Source organism: Vibrio sp. 1731, from assembly GCF_033339955.1.
Taxonomy (GTDB): domain Bacteria; phylum Pseudomonadota; class Gammaproteobacteria; order Enterobacterales; family Vibrionaceae; genus Vibrio; species Vibrio alginolyticus.
In genome coordinates this window covers 1-25,995 of the sequence record NZ_JAWOVO010000013.1, presented here as the reverse complement: position 1 = coordinate 25,995, position 25,995 = coordinate 1, and the positions used below count along the sequence as shown (strand labels likewise).

At 44.5% G+C, this 25,995-nt stretch carries 26 protein-coding genes; 13 read left to right on the top strand and 13 right to left on the bottom strand.

Annotation, left to right across the window (positions count from 1 at the left end; genetic code table 11):
* Positions 1-2: 2 nt before the first annotated feature.
* The 5 genes from R7035_RS15515 (at position 3) to R7035_RS15495 (ending at position 7,824) form a co-directional block, all read left to right on the top strand.
* Positions 3-2,234, top strand: coding sequence for a response regulator (locus tag R7035_RS15515; RefSeq protein ID WP_256900993.1), 2,232 nt, complete (start codon positions 3-5; stop codon positions 2,232-2,234).
* Positions 2,209-3,633, top strand: a complete 1,425-nt coding sequence (locus tag R7035_RS15510; protein ID WP_318146190.1) for a TolC family protein — start codon at positions 2,209-2,211, stop codon at positions 3,631-3,633. Before R7035_RS15515 ends, R7035_RS15510 begins: the two co-directional genes overlap by 26 nt.
* Positions 3,623-5,209 (top strand): ATP-binding cassette domain-containing protein, encoded by a 1,587-nt coding sequence (locus R7035_RS15505; RefSeq protein ID WP_213867813.1) that lies wholly within the window; start codon positions 3,623-3,625, stop codon positions 5,207-5,209. Before R7035_RS15510 ends, R7035_RS15505 begins: the two co-directional genes overlap by 11 nt.
* On the top strand, positions 5,206-7,344 hold the full coding sequence (locus tag R7035_RS15500) for an ATP-binding cassette domain-containing protein (protein ID WP_318146189.1): 2,139 nt from the start codon (positions 5,206-5,208) through the stop codon (positions 7,342-7,344). Before R7035_RS15505 ends, R7035_RS15500 begins: the two co-directional genes overlap by 4 nt.
* Positions 7,345-7,449: 105 nt before the next feature.
* Positions 7,450-7,824: a hypothetical protein gene (locus R7035_RS15495; protein WP_005375619.1), complete on the top strand. Its 375-nt coding sequence runs from the start codon at positions 7,450-7,452 to the stop codon at positions 7,822-7,824.
* Positions 7,825-7,850: 26 nt separating this feature from the next.
* Here the strand turns inward: R7035_RS15495 and R7035_RS15490 are convergent, their stop codons facing one another.
* The 3 genes from R7035_RS15490 to R7035_RS15480 form a co-directional block, all read right to left on the bottom strand.
* The gene (locus R7035_RS15490; protein WP_017635872.1) at positions 7,851-8,741 is read right to left on the bottom strand and encodes an RNA polymerase sigma factor RpoD/SigA; all 891 of its coding nucleotides are present in this window, start codon (positions 8,739-8,741) and stop codon (positions 7,851-7,853) included.
* A 333-nt stretch (positions 8,742-9,074) separates the two neighbouring features.
* Positions 9,075-10,517 (bottom strand): diguanylate cyclase domain-containing protein, encoded by a 1,443-nt coding sequence (locus tag R7035_RS15485; protein ID WP_017635871.1) that lies wholly within the window; start codon positions 10,515-10,517, stop codon positions 9,075-9,077.
* Positions 10,518-10,737: 220 nt separating this feature from the next.
* Positions 10,738-11,034: an alternative ribosome-rescue factor A gene (locus R7035_RS15480; RefSeq protein WP_017635870.1), complete on the bottom strand. Its 297-nt coding sequence runs from the start codon at positions 11,032-11,034 to the stop codon at positions 10,738-10,740.
* Positions 11,035-11,399: 365 nt separating this feature from the next.
* Here R7035_RS15480 and R7035_RS15475 point away from each other — a divergent pair, with 365 nt between their 5' ends.
* The 4 genes from R7035_RS15475 to R7035_RS15460 all read left to right on the top strand — a co-directional run bounded on the left by R7035_RS15475 (position 11,400) and on the right by R7035_RS15460 (position 13,244).
* Positions 11,400-11,609, top strand: a complete 210-nt coding sequence (locus R7035_RS15475; RefSeq protein ID WP_005375625.1) for a cold-shock protein — start codon at positions 11,400-11,402, stop codon at positions 11,607-11,609.
* Positions 11,610-11,698: 89 nt separating this feature from the next.
* Positions 11,699-12,244, top strand: a complete 546-nt coding sequence (locus R7035_RS15470) for a YaeQ family protein (protein ID WP_005375627.1) — start codon at positions 11,699-11,701, stop codon at positions 12,242-12,244.
* Positions 12,231-12,773: a hypothetical protein gene (locus R7035_RS15465; RefSeq protein WP_005375629.1), complete on the top strand. Its 543-nt coding sequence runs from the start codon at positions 12,231-12,233 to the stop codon at positions 12,771-12,773. Before R7035_RS15470 ends, R7035_RS15465 begins: the two co-directional genes overlap by 14 nt.
* A gap of 111 nt (positions 12,774-12,884) precedes the next feature.
* Positions 12,885-13,244, top strand: coding sequence for a glutaredoxin family protein (locus tag R7035_RS15460; protein ID WP_256900995.1), 360 nt, complete (start codon positions 12,885-12,887; stop codon positions 13,242-13,244).
* 191 nt (positions 13,245-13,435) lie between these two features.
* On the opposite strand, the gene R7035_RS15455 is transcribed toward R7035_RS15460, so the two are convergent.
* Positions 13,436-14,062, bottom strand: coding sequence for an OmpA family protein (locus R7035_RS15455; protein ID WP_025768460.1), 627 nt, complete (start codon positions 14,060-14,062; stop codon positions 13,436-13,438).
* A gap of 282 nt (positions 14,063-14,344) precedes the next feature.
* On the opposite strand from R7035_RS15455, the gene R7035_RS15450 reads away from it, so the two are divergent.
* Positions 14,345-14,977: a thiol:disulfide interchange protein DsbA/DsbL gene (locus tag R7035_RS15450; RefSeq protein WP_042521488.1), complete on the top strand. Its 633-nt coding sequence runs from the start codon at positions 14,345-14,347 to the stop codon at positions 14,975-14,977.
* Positions 14,978-14,990: 13 nt separating this feature from the next.
* Positions 14,991-15,464, top strand: coding sequence for an FKBP-type peptidyl-prolyl cis-trans isomerase (locus tag R7035_RS15445; protein WP_005375638.1), 474 nt, complete (start codon positions 14,991-14,993; stop codon positions 15,462-15,464).
* A gap of 82 nt (positions 15,465-15,546) precedes the next feature.
* Here the strand turns inward: R7035_RS15445 and cyoE are convergent, their stop codons facing one another.
* Genes cyoE through R7035_RS15425 form a run of 4 tightly spaced genes read right to left on the bottom strand, consistent with a single transcriptional unit; the run spans position 15,547 to position 18,787 of the window.
* Positions 15,547-16,446 (bottom strand): heme o synthase, encoded by a 900-nt coding sequence (gene cyoE / locus R7035_RS15440; RefSeq protein ID WP_053350482.1) that lies wholly within the window; start codon positions 16,444-16,446, stop codon positions 15,547-15,549.
* Complete coding sequence (locus R7035_RS15435; protein WP_017635865.1) at positions 16,439-17,458, bottom strand: COX15/CtaA family protein; 1,020 nt, start codon at positions 17,456-17,458, stop codon at positions 16,439-16,441. Before R7035_RS15435 ends, cyoE begins: the two co-directional genes overlap by 8 nt.
* 11 nt (positions 17,459-17,469) lie before the next feature.
* A complete protein-coding gene (locus tag R7035_RS15430; RefSeq protein WP_053350483.1) occupies positions 17,470-18,006 on the bottom strand; it encodes a hypothetical protein in 537 nt (178 codons plus the stop codon).
* Positions 17,996-18,787 (bottom strand): SURF1 family protein, encoded by a 792-nt coding sequence (locus tag R7035_RS15425; protein WP_053350484.1) that lies wholly within the window; start codon positions 18,785-18,787, stop codon positions 17,996-17,998. Before R7035_RS15425 ends, R7035_RS15430 begins: the two co-directional genes overlap by 11 nt.
* On the opposite strand from R7035_RS15425, the gene R7035_RS15420 reads away from it, so the two are divergent.
* Complete coding sequence (locus R7035_RS15420) at positions 18,786-19,022, top strand: DUF2909 domain-containing protein (protein ID WP_005375504.1); 237 nt, start codon at positions 18,786-18,788, stop codon at positions 19,020-19,022. The genes R7035_RS15425 and R7035_RS15420 overlap by 2 nt on opposite strands.
* Before the next feature lie 24 nt (positions 19,023-19,046).
* Here R7035_RS15420 and R7035_RS15415 read toward each other — a convergent pair whose 3' ends face one another.
* The 4 genes from R7035_RS15415 to coxB are packed head-to-tail and all read right to left on the bottom strand — an operon-like array spanning position 19,047 to position 23,334.
* Complete coding sequence (locus R7035_RS15415) at positions 19,047-19,931, bottom strand: cytochrome c oxidase subunit 3 (RefSeq protein WP_053350485.1); 885 nt, start codon at positions 19,929-19,931, stop codon at positions 19,047-19,049.
* A gap of 51 nt (positions 19,932-19,982) precedes the next feature.
* Complete coding sequence (locus R7035_RS15410) at positions 19,983-20,522, bottom strand: cytochrome c oxidase assembly protein (RefSeq protein ID WP_047101617.1); 540 nt, start codon at positions 20,520-20,522, stop codon at positions 19,983-19,985.
* A gap of 20 nt (positions 20,523-20,542) precedes the next feature.
* On the bottom strand, positions 20,543-22,174 hold the full coding sequence (gene ctaD, locus R7035_RS15405) for a cytochrome c oxidase subunit I (protein WP_017821601.1): 1,632 nt from the start codon (positions 22,172-22,174) through the stop codon (positions 20,543-20,545).
* The gene (gene coxB / locus R7035_RS15400; RefSeq protein WP_262651861.1) at positions 22,171-23,334 is read right to left on the bottom strand and encodes a cytochrome c oxidase subunit II; all 1,164 of its coding nucleotides are present in this window, start codon (positions 23,332-23,334) and stop codon (positions 22,171-22,173) included. The genes ctaD and coxB overlap by 4 nt, the downstream gene beginning before the upstream one ends.
* A gap of 330 nt (positions 23,335-23,664) precedes the next feature.
* Between coxB and R7035_RS15395 the strand changes: the two genes are divergently transcribed.
* Positions 23,665-25,359 carry a phospho-sugar mutase gene (locus R7035_RS15395; RefSeq protein ID WP_025768465.1) on the top strand — a complete coding sequence of 565 codons (1,695 nt, stop codon included), beginning with the start codon at positions 23,665-23,667 and terminating at the stop codon, positions 25,357-25,359.
* Positions 25,360-25,457: 98 nt separating this feature from the next.
* On the opposite strand, the gene R7035_RS15390 is transcribed toward R7035_RS15395, so the two are convergent.
* Positions 25,458-25,880, bottom strand: a complete 423-nt coding sequence (locus R7035_RS15390; protein WP_054701313.1) for a GNAT family N-acetyltransferase — start codon at positions 25,878-25,880, stop codon at positions 25,458-25,460.
* Between the last annotated feature and the right edge of the window lie 115 nt (positions 25,881-25,995).

Below are 25,995 nucleotides of genomic sequence, written 5' to 3'. Positions count from 1 at the left end.
GGATGAGTAGCAAACCTTCTTACAATATTTCCGTTCCTGTTATGCGCCTAAGCATTGCTTTCAGCTTGATGCTGGCTGCCCTCGCCTTTTATTTGTATATCTCTTGGGAAAAAGTGGATTCAGTCGAGAAAGTGCAAAACGCGCCTCTGTTGGTTCAAGCTCAACAGCTCAACCAAACTATCGAGTTTGATATTCAAACGCTTCAACGCTGTTTAAGCGCACGTTATTGCAGTACAACAGAGCTTGATTTTGAGGTTCTGAAAGACGAAATTGACCAATTTAAGTCGCTCGCGTCACTCAACAAAACCGAGTTTAGCTTGGTGGGCGCGACCGAATACACGCAGCTTGAACTGGCAATCAATCGCTTCTCAGACAGCCAAAAAACACGCGACGATGTGTTGGCACTGTACCTCTCGCTCACCAATAACTACCTGCAAATGGACGACAACTACCGGACCATATTTAACAACCATGCGAGCGACCTAATGATGGAGAAAAACGAGTTCTTCATTTGGTTGTTTGTGGTCGTTGTCGTACTGGTTGGTATCGCAGTGCTATCGAACTTGGTGGCAATCCTTAAACTGAAAAAATCCAGCTCGAATGAGCGTGACATTGACCAAGAATTCGATGAGCTTTATCAAGAACTCAAACTACTGGATTTACAAAGGTTGGAAGAGTTGCTGAATGAAGTGAGCATCAATCCTAAGCAGCGTCAGATCTACTCACACCTAAAACTGATTTTCAGCAAACTCGAAGAGCAAAAACGCAATAACGATCTCTACAAGCAGCTCTATGCTCTGATTGGTTACGAGATTCGTGGCATCACCAACACCATTAACGGCGGCGTGCAATATCTCGTTCAAGAGACCGATGAGAGCGGAGTGTTGATGGCGCAAGATATAACCTCGGCTGCCAATACCCTGTCTGAATTGGCAGAGAACTACAACCGACTCATTTCACAAGGGACCGAGAGCAAATCGAAAGAGTTTTCACTGCTGAATGTACTGTCTGAATTGATGATTCACATCAGTTCAAAAGTGCAGCGAAATGAAGGTGAGCTAGACTGCTTTATCTCGGATAACCTACCAAACCGTGTTGAAGGACAATCCACCAGCTTATTCTGGGTGTTGTTCCTTCAGCTATCAAATGCCATCCAACTCAAAGCCGACAAGAAACTGTTTGTCACCATTGAATCAGGTGCGGCGTCAGACATTGAAAATACCCGCCTGACCATCAATCTAAACTTCTTAACCACGCTGGATGTGCCGCTTGCCAAGCTCAATACCCTACACTGGAGCGACCATAAACAGCACACTGCAACCAAAGACGATTTGGCGAAAAGCGTGTTGAAAGATTATGGCTATTACGAGAGCCATTGGTATCAATCAGGCAATCAGGAACGTTTTCAAATTCAGCTCGATTTGAAAGCCAAAAGCTTCCACACCGAGAAAACTCGCTTCGACAATAAGCGCCTATTACTATGTGCCAACTCTCAGCTGCGCATTGATGTGATGAGCAAAATGTTAGTCAACTTGGGCTTGGAGATCACGCCAATTCGAACGCCGAACGAACTCTTCTCTGCTGCAAAAACCTTTGGCGAATACGATGCCATCATGCTGACCGACACGTTCGAGCCAAACAAGCTGCCCTCACTGAGCAAAACGGTGAAATCGCAACTGCGCAATCACCCGAACACCAAGTTGTTGCTTTCAGTCACTAGCACTCAGCAAGCACAAGAGAGCCATACCTTTGTCGACAAGATTCTGAACTCCCCTGCGATTCCGTATGAGTTCATCCCTAACCTATTAGCAATCATGGAAGCTGAAGCCTCTGAAGAACAGATGGAGAACAGCTCATTCCTGATTGTGGAAGATGACCGTGTTCAACAGATTCTACTCAAACGTATTTTGAGCAAGCAAGAATACGAAGCCGACACCGTTGGCGATGGCGCAGACGCTGTTCAGCACTTCATGAATCAGCGCTCGGACATCATTTTTATGGACTGCATCATGCCTGGCATGGGCGGTATTGAAGCAACCAAACGCATTCGACAATACGAACAAGAGAGCGGACAACACCCTTGCACCATTATAGGTGCGACAGCATTGACCAGCAGTAATGAACACCAAGCTTGTATCGAAGCTGGAATGGATTACGTGATCAGCAAACCTTATAAAAACGACGAAATCATCAAGGTGATCAACAAGTATGTGGCGGTACAGAAACTTAACTAGCTGCGTATTGGCAGCGCTAACATTGAGCAATGCTCCTTCAGCAATGGCGACCACCTTGCTTGAGGCGGTCAAACTCGGCTTGGAAAACAACTTATCTCTGCGCGCTAGTGACAAAGGCGTGGAAGAAAACGAATACAACATCGACATTAGCCGTTCTAAGTTTCTGCCCTCTTTAAACGGTGCCGCTGATACCACATGGAATGAAAACGAAACCATATTAACGGGAACACCGGATACGCGTTCAAGCTACAACTCAAACAGCTACAGCGTGTCTTTATCTCAATCGGTGTTTAACCTTGGCGACATCTTCAAATACGGCACCGCGAAGCTTGATTTCAACATTGAAGAAATCAAACACGAGAACAAAATCCAGAGCACCATTTCTGAAATCGCGACGCAATATTTCGAGTACCTGAAAAACAACGCGCAAATCAAAGCCACCAAAGTCGAGCTTAAATCATCTGAAACAAGTGAACGCCAAATGCGTCGCAACGTGGAGCTTGGCAACACTGCGGCGAGCGAGTTGTATGAGGTGATTGCTCAGAAAGAAGGCATTGCCAATCGCTTAAGAACCTTAGAGAAAGACCGACGCGTAATTTTGAACGGTTTGGAAATTCAAGTTCAATATCCAGTCACCCCATCGCAGGACATCTACGAAAGCGTGCCCTTGGCGGAAATCAGCGAATCCGAACAACGCGCGATTCTTGAACAAGCTTTGAAGCTCAATAACGATTTATTGGTTGCGAAGAAAACCGTAGAACGCAGCCGAAGAGGCTTGAAAGAAAGCGGTTCAAACTTCGTTCCGACCGTGTCGCTCTCTGCCAGTTACCGTTACGACGATGCGAACAACTATGACCGAACCGACCCAACCGCAACAGGGGACAGTAACTCCACCAGCGTCGGCTTGAACTTGAATGTGCCGATTTTCTCCGGTGGTTCGGATTACTACGGTTATCAAAAATCGTCGACGGCTATCGAGCGAACGGAGCTACTTTACCAAGATTCGTTGTTCACGACTCGCAATAGCGTTAACACCTCGGTGCTCAACATTAATGACTTCTCCCGTGCTATTAGCAGTTACGAGAACATCATCCGAGCCAACTACGCTTCCTACAAAGGCATTCAACGCGCTTACCAGCTTGGTACGCGAACCATTACCGACTTACTGGCAGCGGAAAGTAAACTGTTTAGCGCACTACGTGATTACGAGAGCGCGCGCTATGACTACATCATTGAATCGATCAATCTAGAGCAAATCAAAGGCATGCTTTCGGTGCAATCCATCGAAAGCATCATGCAGTTGATGAGTGATATCGAAGGCAGAAGCAATCAAGACTTAGTTCCAAAACACCTTCTCTCCAAACCATCTATTAAGAAAGGAGGTCGCAATGCAAACTGAGCATTTTTCCCAGAAGATTAACTTTGCTGACAAGTGTTATCTGACTTTCTCAACGGTCATCTCAACACTGTTTGGTTTAGTGTTGCCCTTTTCGATTTTGATTATCTTTGACCGTGTTTTACCTAACCAAGCTAAAGACACGCTGTTTCTTCTGTTTGCCATTATCTTGATCACCATCTTCCTCGACTATCACTTAAAGAATCAGGAAGAGAAGATTTCGTCGGTGATCATGAAGCAGTTCGAAACCAACTTAACCAACAAAGTGTTTCAATCCATCTGTTTGGCTGAGATATCAAAATTTCGTCGCCTAGAACCCGGTGAATACCTAGAGCGTATTGCCACCATTCCTGAGATTAAATCCTTCTTTGGCGGAGAATCTGTACGGGCATTGATCAACCTTGCCGTCAGCATACTGACCATTCTGATTATCGGTCTGATCAACATCTGGGCAGGGGTGACCATCTTGCTCGCCTCCATCATTTTGGCCGTGTTCGCACTCAGTCTTTCCAAGCAAAAAATCAACAGCCTAGAAAACAAATCCGACATCGAAGGCTTAACCACCTCAAAAATCATCGAGATCATCTCTAGCCCACTCGATATCAAAGCGCGCAATATGGAATATCGCGTTGAGAGCTTGATGACACAAATGGTGGAAGAGCGTGAAGTCGAGAACATCAAATACGAGCAAATCGAATCAAACTTCAGCCTTATCTTGTCGCTCATACAACAGCTCTCCATTGCTTGTGTGGTGGTAGTTTTAGCAACGGCAGTTATCAACATGCAATCTAGCCAAGGCATCATGGCAGCCATCATCATGCTTACCAACCGCTACTTCGCCCCATACCAACAAGTGATGCGCACGGTGAGCCGCTGGGAGTTGAACAAGCTTCATATTCAACGTATCGCCGAACTGCTTGAACTTGCTGCATCTGTAGAACAACAAAATGACACGACAGAAGTCGAGCGTATATCGGTGAAGTATTCGGAAAAGCAACGCATCGAGTTTGAACGCGGTCAGGCTTACTTGCTAACAGGGAAAAGCGGCGCAGGCAAAACCCACCTCGCGAATTGCATTACGCGGCAAAACACCGACGCCAAGCTCGATATCCAAATCAACGAAACACCGCTTGATGACGTTAATTACAACGTCTGGCGCAATAGCGTACTGATGGTCGACAAAACCAGCTCATTCGTCGAAGGCACCATCATCGACAACCTGACTTGTTTTCGCCCGAGCTTAAACAACACCGCATTTGCGCTTTGCGAAACCATGAACATCAAAGCACAAATCGATGCCCTTCCTGCTGGTTTTTACACCGAACTTAAAGGACATTTACGCAATCCATTCTCGCGCCAAGTTGCTTATGCCTTGCTGCTAGTGCGTGCCTTGCTTGCAAACAAACGAGTGTTGATCTTCGACGATATCGACTGTGTTTATGACGACGACTTTGCTCGATTGGTTTTGACCAGTACTGCGTATCGCGCCAACGACAAAATACTCATCATCGTCAGCAATAAGATGGACAAACTCAATCATCGCCTCAAACGCGTCAAACTTACCGGAGGTGACCAATGAGTATTTTGGTTGATTTTAATAATGTCCCTCAGCGCTTGTTGGACTTTGAGGCACGCAGTTATGATGAACGATACAGTCAGTCACCTTTAATTCGTGGTTTAGCTTACACCCTCATTGCGCTTGAATGGGAAGGCACACCTTCTATCCTCAGCGACGCTTTTATCCCTAAACCAAAAGACAGTGACAGTTTTATTGCCACGATTGAGCGCCTTGGTTACCGTTGTGACGTCACCAAATTAAAAACGTTGGAGCACATCGAGGGGCACCCTCATCCTTGTTTTATCGAGATAGAAAACCTCACTGCGATTTTCTTGGGCACCAAAGACGGCAAGCTGATCCTGTTTGATTACACCAATAACAACACCATTGAATACCCGCTCTGCAAAAAGCCATGCTTGTTGGTCTCTATCAGCGAATACTCGCGCTTGTTCCGAGAGCCACCACCTGAATCTCAAGACCGCAGCAACTGGATTAAATACGCGTTTTATCGCTACAACAATGAACTCAAAAGCCTGATTATTCTCAGCTTCGTGGTCAGCATTCTCGGCACACTCCAGCCCTTTTTTATTATGAGTGTGTACAACTTCGCCTTAACCTCTAGCTCGCAAGCCACGCTTTATTGGCTCACGTTATTTGCTGTGATTGTTGGGTTCTCGGAATACTTTTTCAAGAAAATGCGGGTCAACATCATCGCCACATCAGGAAAGGATTTGGCGGTGCATATTTCTCAAAACGTAATATCCAAACTGTTGTGGCTTCCTTATTCGATGACATCTACCGCTGGTGTCTCTTCTCAGTTAGCACGATTGAAGGACATCGACACTTTCCGCCGTTTGGTAACCGCAGAGTCAACATTAAGCTACTTCGACATGCCGTTTGTTATCGTATTCATTATTGCCATTGCTCTTATGTCTGGTACCGCAGCGCTAGTCGTTATGGCGGGGTTGATTCTAATGTTGGTGTTCTGTGTTTATTCTCGTTACATCTACTCGCAAGCCACGTCCAAGAGCTCTCGCGCCAACGCCATGGTTTCTTACCAATGGAATGAGATTCTTCGTGGTATAAAAACCATCCAAGGCTTGCCATTATTGCGTGTTATCCAGTCCCGCTTTAGCGCATCGCATTTACAAAGCACCAGCGATGCAGAACATGTTTCAGTGACTAATAGCAGGGTTCAGGCAGCAGGCGGGAGTTTGATTCAGGTTATTGGTACCGCAAGTATCGTCGCGGCCGTTATCGGCGTGATGGACGGCACCTCCGATGCAGGTGCAATGCTTGCTACCGTAATTTTAGTCTGGAAGGCGTTGGGGCCTATTATGGGCATCTACAACTCTATTTCTAAGTTCCAATCCATTAAGGCGTCTTCTGCGCAAATCAACAACCTTATGGCGATGAATGACGATAAGCTAACGTTAGAGAAAAGCCCCCCTATTCGCCTATTTCAAGGTAGTATCGTCGGCTCTGGTGTGAGCCATCGTTATAGTGGTGCGGCAACAGGCTTAACTAATCTTGGTTTTAAAATTCCACCGGGCGCAAAAGTTGTGATTTGTGGACCAACAGGTTGCGGTAAAACGACGCTCATTTCTATTATCGCTGGGCTAGAGGAACGCTATCAAGGCTCAGTTTCGGTGGACGGTTATAACATCAAACAATTCAACAGTTACCGCTATCGAACCTCGATTAACTACATCCCGTTTAACCTGCATATTTTTGAAGGCTCCTTGGAGACTAACTTCATCTTGCATAATGGGTTAATCCCAACAGAAAAAATGCGTGAAATGGTGAGTTTCTTTGAGCTCGATACATGGTTGCCACAAGGCCTGGACACTCAATTGAGCGTTGATATCTGTAAAAGTTTACCAAATGGTATTCAACAAAGACTGCGGCTCGCATTAGGGCTAGGTAACTGCGAACAATCTTTGATTATCATTGACGAGCCATTTAATGGTGCAGAGCAAGAAAACTCGCACTACTTCAAGCGGTTATTCAGCGACAAACTACTCAATAAGACCGTTATTTTCTCAACGAATGATCCGGGCATGATCTCTACTTCCAATATGAGCTTAGTCTTGGAGCCAGATGGCAACTTGAAGTATTTCGGGTTAACCGATAAGTACTTAAAAAGTCTAAGTTAAGTTCGGAATGTGGTGTGGTTCATCATTCATAATTGAGCACGGTCATTGACAAAAATGTAAACGATGAGACTATTTACTCTGTAAGCGCGTACACTAAGGAATCCGATGTATACATTTGTTGCAGACAAATTGGATGTGGTTTATTTATCAACGATACCAGAAAACTACCAGTTACAAGACTTTGACGTGCCTGAAGAAGAACTCGAAATTCGTGAAATTGTAGAGGTATGGTATGAGTGTGCGTTTCTTCCTGACTTTAACCTTCAACACATCGACATCGAAAACAAAACCGCATTAGTCGAGACACAAGCGCAAGTCGTAAACAACTACACAAGTACGCTCGCTTTTTTACTCAAAAGTCGTACTTATCGCGCAGCACTTAACCGATTATTGAGTGTATGGAGATTGGAGGCAGCAGCTAAAGCACAGCTTGAGCTGCTGTTACTTACGGAAGAACAGAGTAGCAAGCCAGTAAATTAATCGGCTAGGATAAGGGGCTAAAAATCTTAAACCCAACCATCGAACCGGAGACGTTTCTGCACGCGTTCAACCGCCTCTATCTGCATCTGACGAACACGCTCGTTAGACACGTTTAACAACAGGCCTATTTCCGACAAGGTTTTCACTCTCTGGTCAAATAATCCGAATCGATGGATTAAGACTTTCTGCAACTTAGTTGGCAAGGTTTTAATAATATTTTCAATAGCTTGAGTAAAGCACTGGTTTTCACAGTCTTGTTGTGGATCTGGCGTATACTCACTTTCACACAGTTCAAGAACAAATGGAACACGATGAAGGTCCGCAGTGGTCGATACATCAATAAAACCACTAAGAGCAACAAGTTCATCTATACGCTCTGCTTTCACCCCTGAGCAGCGTGAGAGTTCAGAAATAGACAACTCCTTGCTCTCACTTTTTGACGCATCGAGCTTTTTTAAAGCCAGGCTATTTATCTCTTTGCACACATGAGCAGGTAAACGTACCGTGCGGCCATTGTTCATTAATGCCGCTTCTATATTCTCGCGAATCCACCATACCGCATAAGTAGAAAAACGGTAGCCTGGCTCAGGATCGAACTTATCGACCGCTTTTATCAAACCAATGTTACCTTCTTCTATTAAATCGAGCAGAGTAAAGTTATTGCCTGGCCGTTTGAGGTAGCCTTTTGCGATTTTCACAACAAGTCGAAGATTAGACTCAATCAACATTTCGCGCGCTTCTTCATCACCAGCTCGATTAAGTTTGGCGTAATGCAACTCCTCTTCACGAGACAACAAATCAATCCCCACAATATCTTTGAGATAGTGAGCATAAGGGTCTTTCCCAACTGACAACGATTCTTTCATTGACAGTTCATCCGTGACAGCTCGGAACCTAGCAAAGCATTCGTTGTTCATTCCCCGTCCTTCTCAAGCCAACTTATTTCTTATCTTCTTTAATTGTTTTTGTACAACACCGTATGCATCATGCTTTATATGCATTACTTTACACTGAGTGTAGACAGGGGTTCTGATCTTTACCAAGAAATCACTTATCACTTTAAAACAATTACTGCTTCTATGATAAAAACGTGAGCAAGCGGGGGTTTATATATATGAAAGTGATAGTATTTGTACGCAAATTGGCCTCAAAGAAAACAACGCAACGTGATCGTCAACGCTTACCACCTTACTCTGACTAAAACTTTGAGGCTTGAGGATGGTTTGAAGTATCAGTTGAATTAGCGAGACCTAATTCACTTGACGAAGCGCAGGTTGAAGCTGACAGTCTGTTATAACTTGGAAAACTGCACGATTCTTTCCTTCAGACTTACCTTGATACATCAACTCGTCAGCATCTTGCAAGCTCACGATGTGGGTAAACTCAGGATAGTAAGCACAGCCCAAACTGATACTCAAATGAATTGCTTGTCCGCCCAGTATAACAGGCTGATCGTAAACGGCTTTACAAAGCATATTGGCAAAATTGAGCGCTTCTCGCTCTGACAGAGAAGACGTAACGAGTGCGAACTCTTCTCCTCCAATTCTCGCCAATGTCATTCGGTCATCAGTCATCGACTTAGCGGCTTCTGCGATGGCAACTATTGCTCGGTCTCCAGCAAGGTGGCCATATCGATCATTGATTGATTTAAAATCATCAATATCAAACACCATCACCGTTAAGTTTCGCTTCAAATGATTCAGTAGCGCCAATTGCTCAATCAGGTGTCTACGGTTGTATAGCTTTGTGAGAGAATCCGTCAACGTCATCTCTAGCAATTGCTGATTGGCAATCGTTAACTGCCTTGTCCGAAGAGCAACCATACGTTTGAGGGCAAAAATATGATAAAGCGTTGCAACCGCCATAATGAAAATAGCAATAGGGAAAAGATAAAGTGGATAAACCGTTTTCACCACACTCCAACGGGTGAGGATCCGCTCACGATCCGTATCGATGACTTTTTCAAACGCTCTTGATACCTCTAAAATGGAAGTTGCACTGTGCATTCCTGCTGCAATCCGAAGATCTTTACTATATAAGCTAATTGTCGGGACAAACATACCCGCTCCCGGCGTGGTTGCCATATAAAAGTTAGCAACTTGCAGGTCTGCAACAAAGTACAGCACCTTTTTATCGACGGCGGCTTGTATCATCGAATCATTGTTAATGTATTCTGCGATAGGTGCATTCGGATAATTCGTCTGAACAAACTCAGACTCGTAACTTCCTTTAACAACGCCAATTGGCAGCGTCATTTCGCCAGTTAAAACACTCCTGATATCAACCGAAAGTACATCTTTATTTACGTACAGTTTGGTTTGGATAGGCATTATGACTGCGCCAAAGTCCATATACTTCGCTCTTTCGGGCGAGTAGACAAGTCCTCCGTGAAAGTCAGCCTTACCCTCTTTTACGGCTTGTAAAGAAGCATCCCAATCCAAAAGGAGAAACTGAACGTCGATTTGGTTGTTCGCCGCGTACTCTTTCCAAAAGTCGATTAAAATACCTTTAGGTTCACCATCTGGGCTAAGGTAAGAGAACGGCTTCCACGCTTTGGAGTTAGCAACAATTAAAGAATGAGACTCTGACTTGTGTGCATGCGCCATCGGACAAATGGACAGCCACAGTAGTAATAAAGAAGCACACGCTTTTTTACATTTGCAACCATAAGTACCATAACTCGTCGATGACATACCTACTTCTCACCAGTCTTTTTAAACCATAATCTCGGCTGTTTGATTAGACTAAAGATATAGTAGAGTTGCATAAGACAGGAAGTGACGCTTATTGATATGAATCTAACTTAGTAAGTTTTAGTACTTAATTGGTACTTTCAACGCCTAGCTCGCTGAAGCAGTTGAAGCAGTTGAAGCAGTTGAAGCAGTTGAAGCAGTTGAAGCAGTACATGATAAATTAGGAAAACTTATCTGGTACTAAAAATTGAATATCATCAGTTTTGCAAACACCTAGTACCAACAAAAAAGCCCTATTCAAAATCCACCTTGGGGAGAACTTTGAATAGGGCTCTTTGCCTCTATGCTTCATTTTACGGCTGAAGCTACCTTTACCTTTTTTCGCTTTAACGACTCGTGTTTGGAACAGCTGACTGGTAACAACCGCTTTTAACGCGTTGTCTTTGATTTCACCTCTGCCGAAGTCGGTCTCATGTTGTGAGCCACTCGGTTGAGGACTGATTTTACGCTTTGCCATAAATCCTCCTTAATGGTCGAACCAGATTGGACAATAATTATATAAATAAGTCAAATTTATAGATTTAGTTGAATTTTATGCTAAAAAACTTCACATCACCGTCATTTATTTGAAGTTTAATCAAAAACATGCTGGTTAAATAGTGACTAAATACAAATATTTGTCCATAAAGCACTAATATATGTTGACTCTTCGTGGAATTAACCTAGACTCAAACACGGCTAGAAAGAAAGTTCTTTGTTTTCACATTTCGTTGGATTACTTGTAACCCGTCGTCCTGTGGTACGCAATAGCAATTTATTTTTCCACGCTATAAGCGCCGTTGAGGCGAAAGATTACATTATTTAGATATTTAGGAAATAGACATGTCTAACACAGCTACTGGCACAGTTAAGTGGTTCAACGAAACTAAAGGCTTCGGTTTCATTCAACAAGAAAACGGTCCTGACGTATTTGCTCACTTCTCTGCAATCACTGGTGACGGCTTCCGTACTCTAGTTGAAGGCCAGAAAGTAGAATTTGTTATCTCTCAAGGTCAAAAAGGCCCTCAAGCAGAGCAAATCAAAGTACTTTAATTCTTAAAGAATTTGATACGATAGCCAGCTTTTAAAGCTGGCTATTTTTTTGCCTAAAACTTATTTTGCCAACAAAACGATATAAATCTATGGCTCTTAAACCAACCATTTACAAATTTCGTATCGCCATTTCCGATATGAATAATGACTATTACGATTCTAAGAATCTAACTATCGCCCTTCACCCTTCTGAAAAGCCGCAAAGAATGTTGGCTCGCATTCTAGCTTACTGTTTAAATGCTCAAAGCAATCTGGAGTTTACAAAAGGACTCTCTACGATTGAAGAGCCTGATTTATGGCATGTTGGCGATGATCAAAGCATTACTCACTGGATTGAAATTGGCGAACCAGAACCAGACAGAATTAAGAAAGCTTCTCGCCTAGCAAAGCATGTAAAAGTTTACACTTATAACACCAAAGCGGCTGTCTGGTGGGACAAAATGTCAGGAAAGTTCTCAATGCTTCCCGTCAACGTAGAGAGCTTTGACTATGACGCTATCGACTTGATTTGTCAGCACCTTGACCGAGGTACTAGCCTTTCTGTTATGATTACTGGCAGCTCAATTTTTGTTGATATCAATGATCAGCATATCGAAGTAACGGTGAAGGAACTAAAAAACCATGACGTCTCTTAGTGAACTGAGTCAAGAGATGGGATTTGAAGAAATCCCCTTTGTTAAAGAACATAAAGCAGCAAAGCGACGTTGGTTAAAAGAACAGTCACAACTATTTACAAAAGTCTGTGAGAACAAACCCACAACAGCACCTACTCTTCACCTGCTTGGCCTTTTGACCAAATCACATATTGAAGCAAGTGCTAACTACGAGCAACATGCTCACTCTACCCAGCGTATGCAGCAAGTTCTGACTGACTCCTTGGGTAATGAGCACGCGGATAAGTTTACTAACCAATCTGCTGAAGACCTAATCTTAGTCACCCACCTTTGGTTATACACGCAAGGCTATTTAAATATGGATTTCAGCTTGGCGCACGATCATGCTGAGCAGACTCAAAATACATTGCAGCACGAGCTTGTCATAAAACGCATGGACGTTGATGCATTCAGAACCGAACTCATGCAAAGTTTTTATCAAGGTAAGGAAGCCCGTCCGGCTTCAGCAAGTGGCTTTTGGGGTTGGTTTAAACGTCTATTTTCCGCATAAAATACATGGTTTTATCCATTTCAAACAACTGATAGACTTCACGCTCAGTGCAACAAGCATCATGATTGCATTCTTAAAGGACAGTTACCCAATGAACATCAAGGGATCATTATGAAGTTTATCCGTTGGATTTTAGGCAAGGTTATCTTATTGCTGAACGCGGTGTTCTCACCTCGTGGTATTAAGCGCACCGCAAAAGAACAGCAACGTATTGATGAAAAAGCGAAACAATACGCACTTTACCAATTTGAAGCCTGCCCTTTTTGCGTAAAGGTCCGCCGTGCAATGAAACGTCAATCGGTGAACATTGAGCTACGTGATGCAAAAAATAATCCTACTCATCGAGCTGAACTAGAGCAAGGTGGTGGGCGAGTTAAAGTCCCTTGCCTTCGTATCGAAAAAGATGGCGAAACACAGTGGTTATACGAGTCATCTGACATCGTCGCTTACGTTGAAAAAGAATTTGCCTAAGTTCCCCCTATGAACATTGGCGGATGTAAAAGAGGCACCTAACGGTGCCTCTTTTCTATTTTTTCTAGCTAAATGTTGCCGTGCGAGCTTTCCTTATTCAGTCTTCTTGCTCAACTCCGAACTTAAACTCCACTAAGCAAATAACGAGTATGCGAGAACAACACAACGAAGATTACCGCCCAACGTCTGTGTTATTCATCCACGATCAATGTTAGCTCTACGCGCCGATTGCAAGCTTTACCACTTGCTGTCGCATTGCTGCACTTCGGTACATACTCTCCGAAGCCTCTAGAAAACACTCGTTGACGTGGAATACTCGTCGCCAATAGTTGTTTTTCTACTTCACGAGCTCGCTTTTCAGATAGCGTGTCGTTGAAACTTTCAGCTCCCGTACTATCCGCATGACCATCAATCACGACATCAACATCAGTTCTTCCAGCCAGATAGTGACCAATGTTTCGAATCCAATCTTGAGATTGAGCAGATAACCGTGCAGAGCCCGTTTGAAAATGCACTTGCTCTTTCAAACGTATCATCAGGTGACCACCACTAAGCGTCTCGTGAGGAATGTTATGCCTGCTCAGGAACATTTCCAGAGAGGTCACGTTTTGCGACTTTTTTACTGACGCCCTCGCCGTTTGATATGAACGAGGGGAAGAAGCCACATTGGATGCGCTCGGGTATCCCCACTCTGGGTGTCTCAGCTCAGTGTTTGATTTAGGAGCTGTATCTAAAATGTTCCCACCAGGGACCATATCTTGATCGAGGCTGCTGCACCCGGCCAGAATGCCACAAACAATTAAAAACCAATGCTTCATACCATTACCAACGTAGAAAAACTCTTGTTCATTGTGTCGACAAAACACGCCGAATCTTTAGCGCTTTTGTCCACCGATTGGTTTGTCTATGCAGCGTTCATGCCACTGGAGTCAATGCAAAATCATCTCTCAAATAAAAAGCAACACTAAAATACCCTACCCTTACAGCCCATACGTCAGGCAAAGTCTGTTACCAATGGTCTCATTTTATTGTTATTTAATGGTTTTAGTCACTATCGTTAACCGATAAACTAACGCAAATTTCTCATTTAGAGCACTACTATGTTAAAAACCATATCGAAAGGCTTTGCTGTTGTTGTTGCCGTAATGGCTTTGTCGGCATGCGATAGCGGCAAGAGTCAGCCTCAGCAAGGCAAACAATACGAAGTTTTGCCAGTATCCCTTGAAGAATATGATTTAGCTCCCCTGACTGAAGCATTCTCTTTAACTTGTGGCCACTGCCGCTCAATGGAAGAGTTTGTCCCTCAAATTGAATCATTGACCGATCAAAGCGTTGAAAAAATGCATGTAACGTTCAATGAAAGTGCACAAGTGAGCGCCATCATCTTCTATACTGCCGTAATGCAGCTTGAATCAACACCAGATAAAGCGTTTATGGCGGATCTTTTTACTGCTGTGCAAATGGGTGCCGATGCAACGGCTGAGGAACGCCAAATCGCCGTAGAGAAAGCCTTTGAGTCTCGCAACCTTATCAGCCCTTACCATTTAGATGAAGCACAGCAAAAAGCGCTGTTTGAGTACATCACTAAGGCAGAAGCGATCACGACTCGCGGCCAAATTAACTCCGTTCCAGCCTTTATCGTAAACGGAAAATATCAAGTGATTACTGGTGGTCATGACAGCGTTGAAGCCATGGCAGAAACCATCAACTTTTTGCTAAAACAACCTAAATAGACAAGGAGATTACGTGTCTAAATTTTTGTTTCCTCTTATTATTTTTATTTTGGCGGGCTTTTTCATTTACCGTACTTGGACAAACCATAAAGTAGCAGATGAAAACTTTGCCAAAGGCCAAGCATTCTTACTAGAAAATGCGAAAAAAGAAGGCGTCATCACAACAGAAAGTGGCCTTCAATACATGGTTCTTGAAAAAGGCGAAGGTGAGGTTCACCCAACGGCAACAAGTAAAGTAAAAGTACACTACCACGGCACCTTGATTGATGGCACGGTATTCGATAGCTCTGTTAATCGTGGTGAGCCGATTTCATTTGGTCTTAACCAAGTCATTAAAGGCTGGCAAGAAGGTCTACAATACATGGTAGAAGGTGAGAAAATCCGCCTTTTCGTACCAAGCACGCTTGGCTATGGTAAGAGTGGCTCTGGCCCAATTCCACCAGCAAGTGTTTTGATCTTTGATGTTGAACTGCTAGAAATTCAATAAATCTAGAAAGCTTTGTCTTAAAGCCAAAGTATCAAAACCAAAAACGCCGCGAACCACGCGGCGTTTTCTGTTTTAAGAAAGGTTAATAACCAATATAGTGATCCGAAAGCAATGCAATGAACAACGCCAAAAGATGATAGATAGAGAATTTAAACGTCTCCATCGCGGTATTTGGCTCTGGTGCATATTTTAGCTTCCATGCATGGTACATAAAGCCAGCATTGAGGAGTAGCGAGGCAAAAAGATACACCACGCCGACCATACCAACCAAAACCGGTAGGACACAAACCAAAGTCAATAGCACCGTATACAACAGAATAGAAGTTTTGGTGTACTCAATGCCGTGTGTCACTGGCAGCATGGGAATATCTACCTTGCGGTAATCCTCGACACGATGAATAGCCAGAGCCCAAAAATGTGGTGGCGTCCAGATAAAAATGATCATTACGAGCAGCCAGGCATTCGCATGTAATTGCCCTGTTACAGCAGTCCAACCGAGAAGAGGCGGCATCGCACCGGCAATCCCTGCAATGACGATATTTTGGGGCGTAGCACGTTTGAGGTACATTGTGTATACCATCGCATAGCCGAGCAAACTCATCAAAGTCAACCATGCCGTCAGCGGGTTGACTATCGCATAGAGAAGTACAAACCCTAAGACACCTAAAACTGTAGCGAAGGCTATCACCGATGATGGTTTAGTCTCACCCGATGGCAATGGTCGTTTGTGTGTACGTGCCATTCTCGCATCAATTCGGCGGTCAATTAGATGATTAAACGCTGCCGCAGACCCTGCCATCAGACCAATCCCCGTTAGGCCAACTACCGCCTGCAACCAGGGGAAATCATCAACCGGGGCTAAGCTCATACCTACTACTGCCGTCACCAACATTAACGCCACCACTTTAGGTTTCGTTAACTTCAAATAAACGGAACTTAGTCGCTTTCGCCCATTTAACGACAGCGCGATTTCTTTACTCATAGCGAACTCCTTTCGCGGTGTAATTCCAAGCCGTTTTACCCTGCCACAAGTAAAACTGGCTAACACAAACGAGACTCAACATAACAGCGGCACCAAGGTTGTGCGCCACCGCGACATAGATAGGAAGTTGAAATACTACGTTGCTTACACCCAGCATAATTTGGCACACCAGAGTGAATAACAACCACCCTCCAATTCTCTGTGAATGATGAGAATCTTGCCTCATAAGCCCAATACTATAAGCCAATACCACGGTGGCGGTAACAATAGCGCCTATACGATGAGTGACGTGTATAGTCATTCTTGCCGGATACTCCAAGACACCAAATTCATAATTCTCGAATCCAGTTTGCCAGAAAGAAAACGCTTCTTTCCATGAGAGATGGCTCATCCAGTCTCCCTCACAAATCGGCAGTGTGGTACACATCAGCGCAGCATAATTTGACGAAGTCCATCCTCCAAGGAGCACTTGCACCAAAACAACCAGGAAAACCAACAATGAAAAGCCTCTCAGAGAGCTAGAAGATGGAGAGAAATAGAGATTGTTTTGCGCTTTTAATTGGCAGTAAAAAATCGCCTGTAACGCCAATAAAACAAAACCACCGAGCAAGTGAAGCATCACGATGACGGGCATTAATTTAAGAGTAACTGTCCACATTCCCAAAAGTGCCTGCCCAATCACCAATACGCTGAGCAACATCGGAATGGTTGAATTTACACGCTCAGACCTTACTGATATCGCTGCCATCGCAAAAATGACTAAACCTAACGTTCCTGCAAAATAGCGATGAATCATCTCAAGCCATGCTTTCTCATGCTCTACTGCCCGCTCGGGGAAGTTCAGGTTAGCACGTATGACGTCTTCTTCTTGATGCGGCACAGAAAAGTGCCCATAACAACCAGGCCAGTCCGGGCAACCTAACCCTGCATCTGAAAGGCGAGTATATGCCCCTAACATGATCACCACGAGAGTTAGGAGCAAACTGAATCTCACCAACTGAATTAATTTCATATGCACTTCCTCTAACCGACTCGTGACAGTTTTAAGAGCTTGCGTAAGTCCGCCAACATACCTTTATTCAATAGGACTAAGTCCTCATTTGGTTTCGGCGAGTAAGACATCACCAGCTGCCCAAGAGGATCAACGATCAACATTTGCCCAGGTTTCACTTTAGAGGTAACCAATTCATTCATTTGCATCGCTAACATCGATACTTCCATGGGATCTGAATGCTCAGTCTGCCAAACGACTGGCACTACTCGCTCTTGATACTTACCTAAAGCAACATGGCTTTGCTGAAGCAGGTAAAGCTGCTGTTTACACTCTTCAGTGCATTCGTTAGGCAATACATAAGCGAGTTGCCAACCATGGTCTTTGAGAGGTGACTCTTGACCAAGTTGCTCTAACGTCGTGTATGGTTCGACTAACTCGCCTCTATTGGTCACTCCGCTTTGATACCACCCTTGTGTGAGAATGACTTTTGCAATGACAGCGGGAAGCGCGAACGTACAAACCAGCGCAATCAACATTAGTCGTCCTTTGGTTACTTTAGATGTCATGCTTCACCTCCATGTGACGCAACTTTTTTTGCCAACGAACAAAAACAATTAAAGTCAGTAATAAGAAAACACCTGCCATCGAAAACCATTGAATCGAATAGCCAAAATGTTTGGCACTATTGAGTGGCAATGGATTCCAAGGAAAGTCATAGGGCCAACGAGTTAAATTGTCTGGCAGCAAGACTGCGGGCATAAGTTCAATATTCAGTAGCTGATTCAATTGCGCGATGTTTAGGTTTTGCACGCGAATAACATCGCCAACTTCCGGCATTAACTCTGAGCTCAGTGGATTAGTAGATTTTCGGTACAGGCGTCCTGTGATGAAAGTCGAATTATCGAGTTTGGTGACCGTTGGTAACACTGAGCGATCTGCTCTTCCCTCGACAAAACCAAGCTCCAATAACGCATAGGCACTAGGCTCATCGCTCGTCAATACAATCTGAAATGCTAAATATCCCACACTGCCTTGATGCGTTTGGTTATCTAACAAAATTACGGGAAACGCCTGAGGAACAACATTAACTTCCACTTTTTTCCCGAGGATACTTTCCTCTCGCCAGTCGTTGTCTTCAAGAACGACGCTTAGTGCTTGGTACGCACTATCCGCACGCGCGAGAATGGCTTGTTCCAATGCTTGTTTTTCTTGCCCTCTCTCAAACTGCCAAAAACCCAGTTTGACCAAAAGAGAAAACACAACCACAGTTAAACCAACTGCAACCCAAAACCGTTTCGATAGCCATAATTGTCTTGATAACAACAATGATGAAACCGGAGGTGCCATGTCCACCGTATTTCTATTCAAACTGACGCTTGTCCTTTTGCTGCTTTTCATTATCTTCAACCTCGCAAAAGCGCTTATCGAAATGGTTCGTGAAGACCCAGATAATCCTGAAAAAAGAGACAAACCCATGAGTCATTACTTAGGCCGTCGAGTCATGTTCTCCGCTTTGGTGGTCGTCCTTTTGCTTATTGCGCTCAGCTCGGGTTGGCTAGCACCAAACCCTCGCCCTTATTAGTCGAACGAAGAGTTCACACTGCGCCTAAAGTACGTAAACAAACACAAACAGACATAACCAAACCACATCCACGAAATGCCAATACCAGCTGCCCGCTTGAAAGGCAAAATGGTTCTTTGGCGAAAAGTGACCTTTAGCGATTCTGAACAGCAGCACGATCAAGAAGATAGTCCCAAGACAAACGTGTAAACCGTGGAACCCCGTCAACATGAAGAACGTGTTACCGTAAATACCGGACTGCAACGTGAGCCCTATGTCTTGATAAGCATGAACATACTCAACCGCTTGGTAATATAGGAAAAAGCCAGCAAGTACGATGGTTATCTCTAACCAAACAATCAGTGCCGTTCTTTTGTCTTGTTCAAGGCTTATATGCGCCATATGTAGCGTAATAGACGACAATAGCAGCAAGATAGTATTGGTAAGGGGTATGCCCTGCCACGGCATAGCTTGTGTTGTTTCTCCCCCCGGTGTCAGTGTGAGTGGCCACATCGCTTCGAAGGTTGGCCACAGGACTTCGTTAGTCATGAAGTTATTATCTGCCCCACCTAACCAAGGCACAGAAATCATTCTGGCGTAGAACAAGGCACCAAAAAAGGCACCAAAAAACATCACTTCAGAAAAGATAAACCAGCTCATTCCTTGGCGAAAAGAACGAGTAATTTGCGAGCTGTATTTTCCATTCAGTGATTCAGTAATCACATTACTAAACCAACCAGCCAACATGTAAAGCAAGAACAAGAAGCCCACCGCTAGCACAATGCCACCAATGGTTCCCACTGCACCGTCACTTTGTGTCCCCTGGACGGTCATGCCCGCGCCAACAGCAACCAAAAACAGAGCAAATGCACCGATGATCGGCCAGCTACTTTGAGCGGGAACATAATATATTCCTGGCTTGTTACTCATAATTTCTCTCCTTACTGACCAATCTTGGTCTGTATCTCTCTCCCTGAGTGGCTAAGAGCCTGTAGGAGGGGGAAGTTTATAGAGTGTGTAAGACAGCGTTAACGTGTGTATAGACTCCGGCAAGCCCGGTTCGATATAAAAAATCAACGGCATTTGAGCTTGCTGTTTACCATCCAGAGGCTGCTGGTTAAAGCAAAAACACTCAATCTTATTGAAGTAAGCAGCTCCAGTCCCGGGAGAAACAGAAGGAACGGCTTGCCCCACCAACTTCTGCCCGCTTTCATTAAATGCAAGGTATTCGGTTTGTACGACTTCACCTGGGTGAACATCCATCGAAATCACTTTGGGTCTAAACTCCCAAGGCATATCTGGGCTGACATGCGCCATAAACTCCACGCGAATAGTTCGACTCATGTCCGGTTGCATACCTGTCGGTTGAATGGCGGCCACTTCACTTGTCTTTCCATTGATTCCCAGTGCGTCGCACATCACGTCATAAAGTGGGACCAGTGCATAGCCGAAGCCAAACATTAACAGGGTCGCCAAAAGTAACTTCACTGTGAGCTTCTTGTTTGATGGATTCGGTTTCATGTCACTCACCCCACTCTTTGCTAGTCAATCTCAGGCGGTGTAGTAAACGTATGATGTGGCGCGGGGCTTGGCACTGTCCACTCTAAGCCCTCCGCACGTTCCCACGGTTTTGCAGAAGCCTTTTCCCCGCCACGAATACACTTGATCACCAACCATAAGAAGATCAGTTGTGACAACCCAAATGCAAACCCACCAATTGATACTATTTGATTAACATCAGCAAACTGAATGGCGTAATCCGGTATGCGTCTTGGCATGCCCGCTAAGCCTAGGAAGTGCATTGGGAAAAACAGGACATTGACGGAAATAATTGAGCACCAGAAATGCCATAAACTCAGCTTGTGGTCGTACATATTACCCGTCCACTTAGGTAGCCAGTAGTATGCCGCTGCCATGATCGAGAATACCGCACCAGATACCAACACATAATGGAAATGGGCAACTACGAAGTAAGTGTCATGATATTGGAAGTCCGCCGGCACAATCGCCAACATCAGTCCCGAGAAGCCACCAATGGTAAACAGCACAATAAAGGCAATGGCAAACAACATTGGCGTTTCAAATGTCAGAGCTCCACGCCACATGGTGGCAACCCAGTTAAAGACTTTAACCCCCGTTGGTACCGCAATCAGCATAGTGCAATACATGAAGAAGAGCTCAGCAAAAACTGGCATCCCCGTGGTAAACATGTGGTGCGCCCACACAAGGAAAGATAACAATGCAATGCTGCACGTCGCGTAAACCATCGAATGATAACCAAACAGCTTCTTACCACTGAAAGCAGGCAGAATGGCGGAGATGATTCCAAACGACGGTAAAATCATGATGTACACTTCTGGGTGACCAAAGAACCAAAAGATGTGTTGGAACATTACCGGGTCACCACCACCAGCTGCGTCAAAGAAGCTAGTCCCGAAATATTTGTCAGTAAGAACCATGGTCACCGCACCCGCTAGTACCGGCATAACCGCGATCAACAAGAAAGCGGTGATTAGCCAAGTCCAAACAAACATTGGTAACTTGAACCAAGTCATTCCCGGAGCTCGCATATTTACGATCGTCACGATAACGTTAATCGCGCCCATAATGGAGCTGATACCCATGATATGCACAGAGAATACAAACAGCGCTGTGCTATCCGGGCCATAAGTCGTGGACAGCGGAGCATAAAACGTCCAACCAAAATCAGGACCGCCGCCAGGTAAAAACAACGAGCTCAACAAGATGAGAAATGCAAAAGGTAAGATCCAAAAGCTCAAGTTGTTCATGCGCGGTAGCGCCATATCTGGAGCGCCGATCATCATCGGGATCATCCAGTTAGCAAGACCCGTAAATGCTGGCATCACCGCACCAAATACCATTACTAAACCGTGTACCGTGGTCATTTGATTAAAAAACTGCGGATCGACTAGCTGTAGCCCTGGCTGGAACAGTTCGGCACGAATGATCATAGCCATCGCACCACCTGTTAGAAACATCGCAAAGCTAAACCAAAGGTAGAGGGTGCCTATGTCTTTATGACTTGTAGAATACAACCAACGAGTGATGCCCTGGGGGGCATGATGCTCGTGACCATCATCAATCGCAATGGTACTGTTCGCACTGGCTTCTGCTGGCGCAGACTTCACTGCCTTATCTATTGGCTTACTCATATTTCCTCCTTAGCACTGTCTTGTGCCTTAAAGGCATTCACATCGGATGCTTGCACTGTATCGCCAGTATCGTTGCCCCATGCATTTCGTTGATATGTGATAACCGCGCCAATTTCTTTGTCACTTAACTGATTAGAAAAAGCCTGCATTGCGGTGCCTGGGCGACCGTTGACAATAATATCTATGTGCTCTGTAACGTCTCCGGTTGCAATAGGACTGCCTTTAATCGCGGGAAATGCCCCCGGAATCCCCTCACCATTTGCCTGATGACACACAGCGCAACGCGCCGTGTATATCGATTCGCCTTGCGACATCAATTCGTCCATAGATAAGTCTTGAGAGAGCGCTTCTTGTGCCGCCGCTTTTTGAAGTGCGAGTTCTTGCTTCTTACTCGCTAGCCATTCATCGAACTTTTCTTCTTCCATCGCATGCACCACCACTGGCATAAATCCGTGTGCACGACCACATAGCTCCGCACATTGGCCGCGATATACGCCTGGCTCATCAATTCTTGTCCATGCTTCATTAATAAAACCTGGAATGGTGTCTTTCTTGACGGCAAAGTCCGGTACCCACCAAGAGTGAATGACATCATCAGAAGTCATCAAAAAACGCACTTTGCGATTCACAGGCAACACCAAAGGGTTGTCTACTTCCAGTAAGTAATGTGCGCCTTTAGCTTCGATTCCATCAATTTGTTTTTGGCTGGTGGCAAGCAAACTAAAAAACTCAACATCTTCGCCAAAATAGCTGTAATGCCATTTCCATTGCGAGCCTGTGATCTTGACCGTGATATCCGATTGGCTTGTATCTTCCATTGCTACTAGAGTTTTTGTTGCGGGAATAGCCATAGCGACAAGAATGATGATGGGTATGACCGTCCAAATAATTTCCACTTTTGTACTTTCATGGAAATGTGCGGCAACTGCTCCTTTTGACTTGCGATGACGGAAGATGGAATAGAACATCACACCAAAAACAATCAAAGCAATTACACAGCAGATATAGAAAATCAGCATATGTAATTCATACACTTGCCCACTTATCTCTGTGACCCCTTTTGTCATGTTGTAGTCATTTTCCTTTGACCAACCAAAAGAGGAAAATGTGATTAAAATCACATTCAGTGATAAGGCTAGAGTAGTCGTTAATCTTTTCAAAAGATCTCTCCTCTGCTCAGCCGCTACGCCTACGCGAGCTTCCTTGCGTCCCGATGCAAATATCGAACAACTTTACGAAAAATCACAAAAACTACGATTTCGACACGGTTTGTTATATTTATGTTAAAAGGCTAGTTATAGTTCCAAGGTTCTTCAAGAAATTAAATATGATTAAATTTTGTTCGGATAAGAAAAATTAATTCGGTTTATCGATTGCCCTCTTTGAAATGTAATTGAGAACCATTTACATTGATTTAAAAGAAAACATTGAGATACTTACCAAACGAAGTGTCCAAGAAAGTAGGCTCCACCTACTAAGGAATGACTGATATGACAGCACTAATTACTCAATGGCTAGAACGAGACCCTGATCCTAAGACTCGTGAAGAGCTACAACACCTCGTCGATACGAACAATGAACAAGAACTTACTGATCGCTTTGGCTCACGCCTTGCCTTTGGTACTGCAGGCTTACGTGGAAAAGTGGGCGCAGGTCCAAACCGAATGAACCGCTTGGTGATTCAAGAGACCGCCACTGGTTTAGGGAACTATTTGCTTGAGCAAGTCAAAGATGCCGCGAGTCGTGGTGTCGTTATTGGCTACGATGGTCGTCCCGATTCAAAACAATTCGCGCATGATACCGCATCCGTACTGACGGCCCTTGGTATCAAGGTTTACCTAACGTATGACGTTGCAGCAACCCCAATTGTCGCGTTTGGTGTCCGTACATTGAATGCGGCGGCCGCTGTTGTTGTTACTGCCAGTCACAATCCACCAGAATACAATGGCTTTAAAGTATATTGGGAGAATGGCGCACAGATTATTCCTCCACACGACTCTGGAATCGCAGCGAAAATTGATGACGCAACAACGAAGCCATTACCTTTAATGTCTCTCGATGATGCAAAACAGCACGGTTTGTTAGTTTGGTTGGAAGACGACTACTACCAAACTTACCGTAAGACAATGAATGAAAACGCGCTGCTTACTCCTGACAACAATACCGATATATCTATTGCTTACACCGCAATGCATGGCGTTGGCGCGAATATGGCGGAAACGCTACTTGCCGACGCAGGCTTCCAAAAAGTGGCAAGTGTTAAGGAACAGCGCGAACCTGATGGAAGCTTCCCAACCGTCAACTTCCCAAACCCTGAAGAAGCCGGTGCAATGGATATGGTGATGGCATTAGGTAAGTCCGTAGATGCCGATATCGCTTGCGCGAACGATCCAGATGCGGACCGTTTTGCCGTGGCAGTTAAACGCCCAGATGGCGAGTATCAAATGCTAACAGGTGATCAGGTGGGCTCACTGTTTGGCGATTACTTGCTGGAACAGCAACCTAACGCTTTGGTTGGCAACACCATCGTATCCTCAAGAATGCTGAGCAGCATCGCTAAGGCGCATGGCGCACAATACTATCAAACATTAACTGGCTTTAAATGGCTTACTAACGTTGCCATGGAACAAGAGACAGAAACCAACCCATTCTTGTTTGCTTATGAGGAAGCGCTCGGTTATACCGTGGGTAACAAGGTGTGGGATAAAGATGGTTTATCTGCAATCGTCGCGTTTTCACAGCTAACAGGCAAGCTTAAAGCGCAAGGCAAAACACTGTGGGATAAACTGGAAGAGCTGTACCGCGAGCACGGTTTCTACTTCAACGCACAACGCAGCATCGCTCTCGACCCGAACTCTCCACCAATCGGCGACAAACTCCGAGCCAATCCACCAACAGAGATTGCTGGTAAAAAAGTTGCAGTAACCGAAGATCTTAAAACATCGGTTCGCATGTTTGACGACGGCTCTGAAGAATCCATTGACTTACCAGCAAGTGACGTATTGATTTATCACCTAGAAGATCAATCTCGCGTGATTGTTCGTCCTTCTGGTACTGAGCCAAAACTAAAATGTTACTACGAAGTCATCAACCTCTTCCCTGCGGATATGAGCTATGAACAAGCACAGCAAGCAGCAGAAGCGAAGATGAACGAACTTATCGACGCGCACCAGCAAAGTTTGTAAGTCAAAGAGAAACATAGATATTTGATACAACAAGAGGCGCAAATTCGCGCCTCTTTTTTGATTTTCACTAGAACAAGTCAAGCTAACCCGTGCTTTCCCTAGCCTACAATTTCCTTTTGTAGAAAGTACTTGTGGATGCCCTCTGCAGGATAGCCTGAGTACTGCCCCACTTTCTCAAAACCCAATTTGAGATAGAACTCAAGAGCTTGAAAGCTGTAGGTATCCAAATAAACATGGGTAACCCCATGAGGCTTTACTTTTTGTTCTAGCATCGACATTAATTGACTACCGAGACCAGAGGTTCGACTTTCAGCGTCTACCCACAAAAACTCAACAAACACCGTATTTTTAAACATTTCGCCAGTCAAGCCACCCATGATCTTGCCATTCTCATCTTTTGCGAAACAGCCTATAGCATGCACTTCCCCTTCAGGTAAATGCAGTCGGTTATAAGATCGAATACCTTCACGAACAAAATCAAGGTCTGTTTGATCTGGATTTAAACAAAATTCAAGCTTCATATACCCTCTCCTTAGGAAACACCAATATCCTAAAACAAAGGCTATGTTCCCTTTAATTGTTGCTGAAGACTTAACATCCTGTTTTCATTAAGTTCTTCAGTAACTTCCATGTAAC

What these genes read in the sequence shown, in the direction of transcription:
- R7035_RS15515 (WP_256900993.1), top strand. Translation starts at nt 3, where the DNA reads ATGAGTAGCAAACCTTCTTACAATATTTCCGTTCCTGTTATGCGCCTA.
- R7035_RS15510 (WP_318146190.1), top strand. Translation starts at nt 2,209, where the DNA reads ATGTGGCGGTACAGAAACTTAACTAGCTGCGTATTGGCAGCGCTAACA.
- R7035_RS15505 (WP_213867813.1), top strand. Translation starts at nt 3,623, where the DNA reads ATGCAAACTGAGCATTTTTCCCAGAAGATTAACTTTGCTGACAAGTGT.
- R7035_RS15500 (WP_318146189.1), top strand. Translation starts at nt 5,206, where the DNA reads ATGAGTATTTTGGTTGATTTTAATAATGTCCCTCAGCGCTTGTTGGAC.
- R7035_RS15495 (WP_005375619.1), top strand. Translation starts at nt 7,450, where the DNA reads ATGTATACATTTGTTGCAGACAAATTGGATGTGGTTTATTTATCAACG.
- R7035_RS15490 (WP_017635872.1), bottom strand. Translation starts at nt 8,741, where the DNA reads ATGAACAACGAATGCTTTGCTAGGTTCCGAGCTGTCACGGATGAACTG.
- R7035_RS15485 (WP_017635871.1), bottom strand. Translation starts at nt 10,517, where the DNA reads ATGTCATCGACGAGTTATGGTACTTATGGTTGCAAATGTAAAAAAGCG.
- R7035_RS15480 (WP_017635870.1), bottom strand. Translation starts at nt 11,034, where the DNA reads ATGGCAAAGCGTAAAATCAGTCCTCAACCGAGTGGCTCACAACATGAG.
- R7035_RS15475 (WP_005375625.1), top strand. Translation starts at nt 11,400, where the DNA reads ATGTCTAACACAGCTACTGGCACAGTTAAGTGGTTCAACGAAACTAAA.
- R7035_RS15470 (WP_005375627.1), top strand. Translation starts at nt 11,699, where the DNA reads ATGGCTCTTAAACCAACCATTTACAAATTTCGTATCGCCATTTCCGAT.
- R7035_RS15465 (WP_005375629.1), top strand. Translation starts at nt 12,231, where the DNA reads ATGACGTCTCTTAGTGAACTGAGTCAAGAGATGGGATTTGAAGAAATC.
- R7035_RS15460 (WP_256900995.1), top strand. Translation starts at nt 12,885, where the DNA reads ATGAAGTTTATCCGTTGGATTTTAGGCAAGGTTATCTTATTGCTGAAC.
- R7035_RS15455 (WP_025768460.1), bottom strand. Translation starts at nt 14,062, where the DNA reads ATGAAGCATTGGTTTTTAATTGTTTGTGGCATTCTGGCCGGGTGCAGC.
- R7035_RS15450 (WP_042521488.1), top strand. Translation starts at nt 14,345, where the DNA reads ATGTTAAAAACCATATCGAAAGGCTTTGCTGTTGTTGTTGCCGTAATG.
- cyoE (WP_053350482.1), bottom strand. Translation starts at nt 16,446, where the DNA reads ATGAGTAAAGAAATCGCGCTGTCGTTAAATGGGCGAAAGCGACTAAGT.
- R7035_RS15435 (WP_017635865.1), bottom strand. Translation starts at nt 17,458, where the DNA reads ATGAAATTAATTCAGTTGGTGAGATTCAGTTTGCTCCTAACTCTCGTG.
- R7035_RS15430 (WP_053350483.1), bottom strand. Translation starts at nt 18,006, where the DNA reads ATGACATCTAAAGTAACCAAAGGACGACTAATGTTGATTGCGCTGGTT.
- R7035_RS15420 (WP_005375504.1), top strand. Translation starts at nt 18,786, where the DNA reads ATGTCCACCGTATTTCTATTCAAACTGACGCTTGTCCTTTTGCTGCTT.
- R7035_RS15425 (WP_053350484.1), bottom strand. Translation starts at nt 18,787, where the DNA reads ATGGCACCTCCGGTTTCATCATTGTTGTTATCAAGACAATTATGGCTA.
- R7035_RS15415 (WP_053350485.1), bottom strand. Translation starts at nt 19,931, where the DNA reads ATGAGTAACAAGCCAGGAATATATTATGTTCCCGCTCAAAGTAGCTGG.
- R7035_RS15410 (WP_047101617.1), bottom strand. Translation starts at nt 20,522, where the DNA reads ATGAAACCGAATCCATCAAACAAGAAGCTCACAGTGAAGTTACTTTTG.
- ctaD (WP_017821601.1), bottom strand. Translation starts at nt 22,174, where the DNA reads ATGAGTAAGCCAATAGATAAGGCAGTGAAGTCTGCGCCAGCAGAAGCC.
- R7035_RS15395 (WP_025768465.1), top strand. Translation starts at nt 23,665, where the DNA reads ATGACAGCACTAATTACTCAATGGCTAGAACGAGACCCTGATCCTAAG.
- R7035_RS15390 (WP_054701313.1), bottom strand. Translation starts at nt 25,880, where the DNA reads ATGAAGCTTGAATTTTGTTTAAATCCAGATCAAACAGACCTTGATTTT.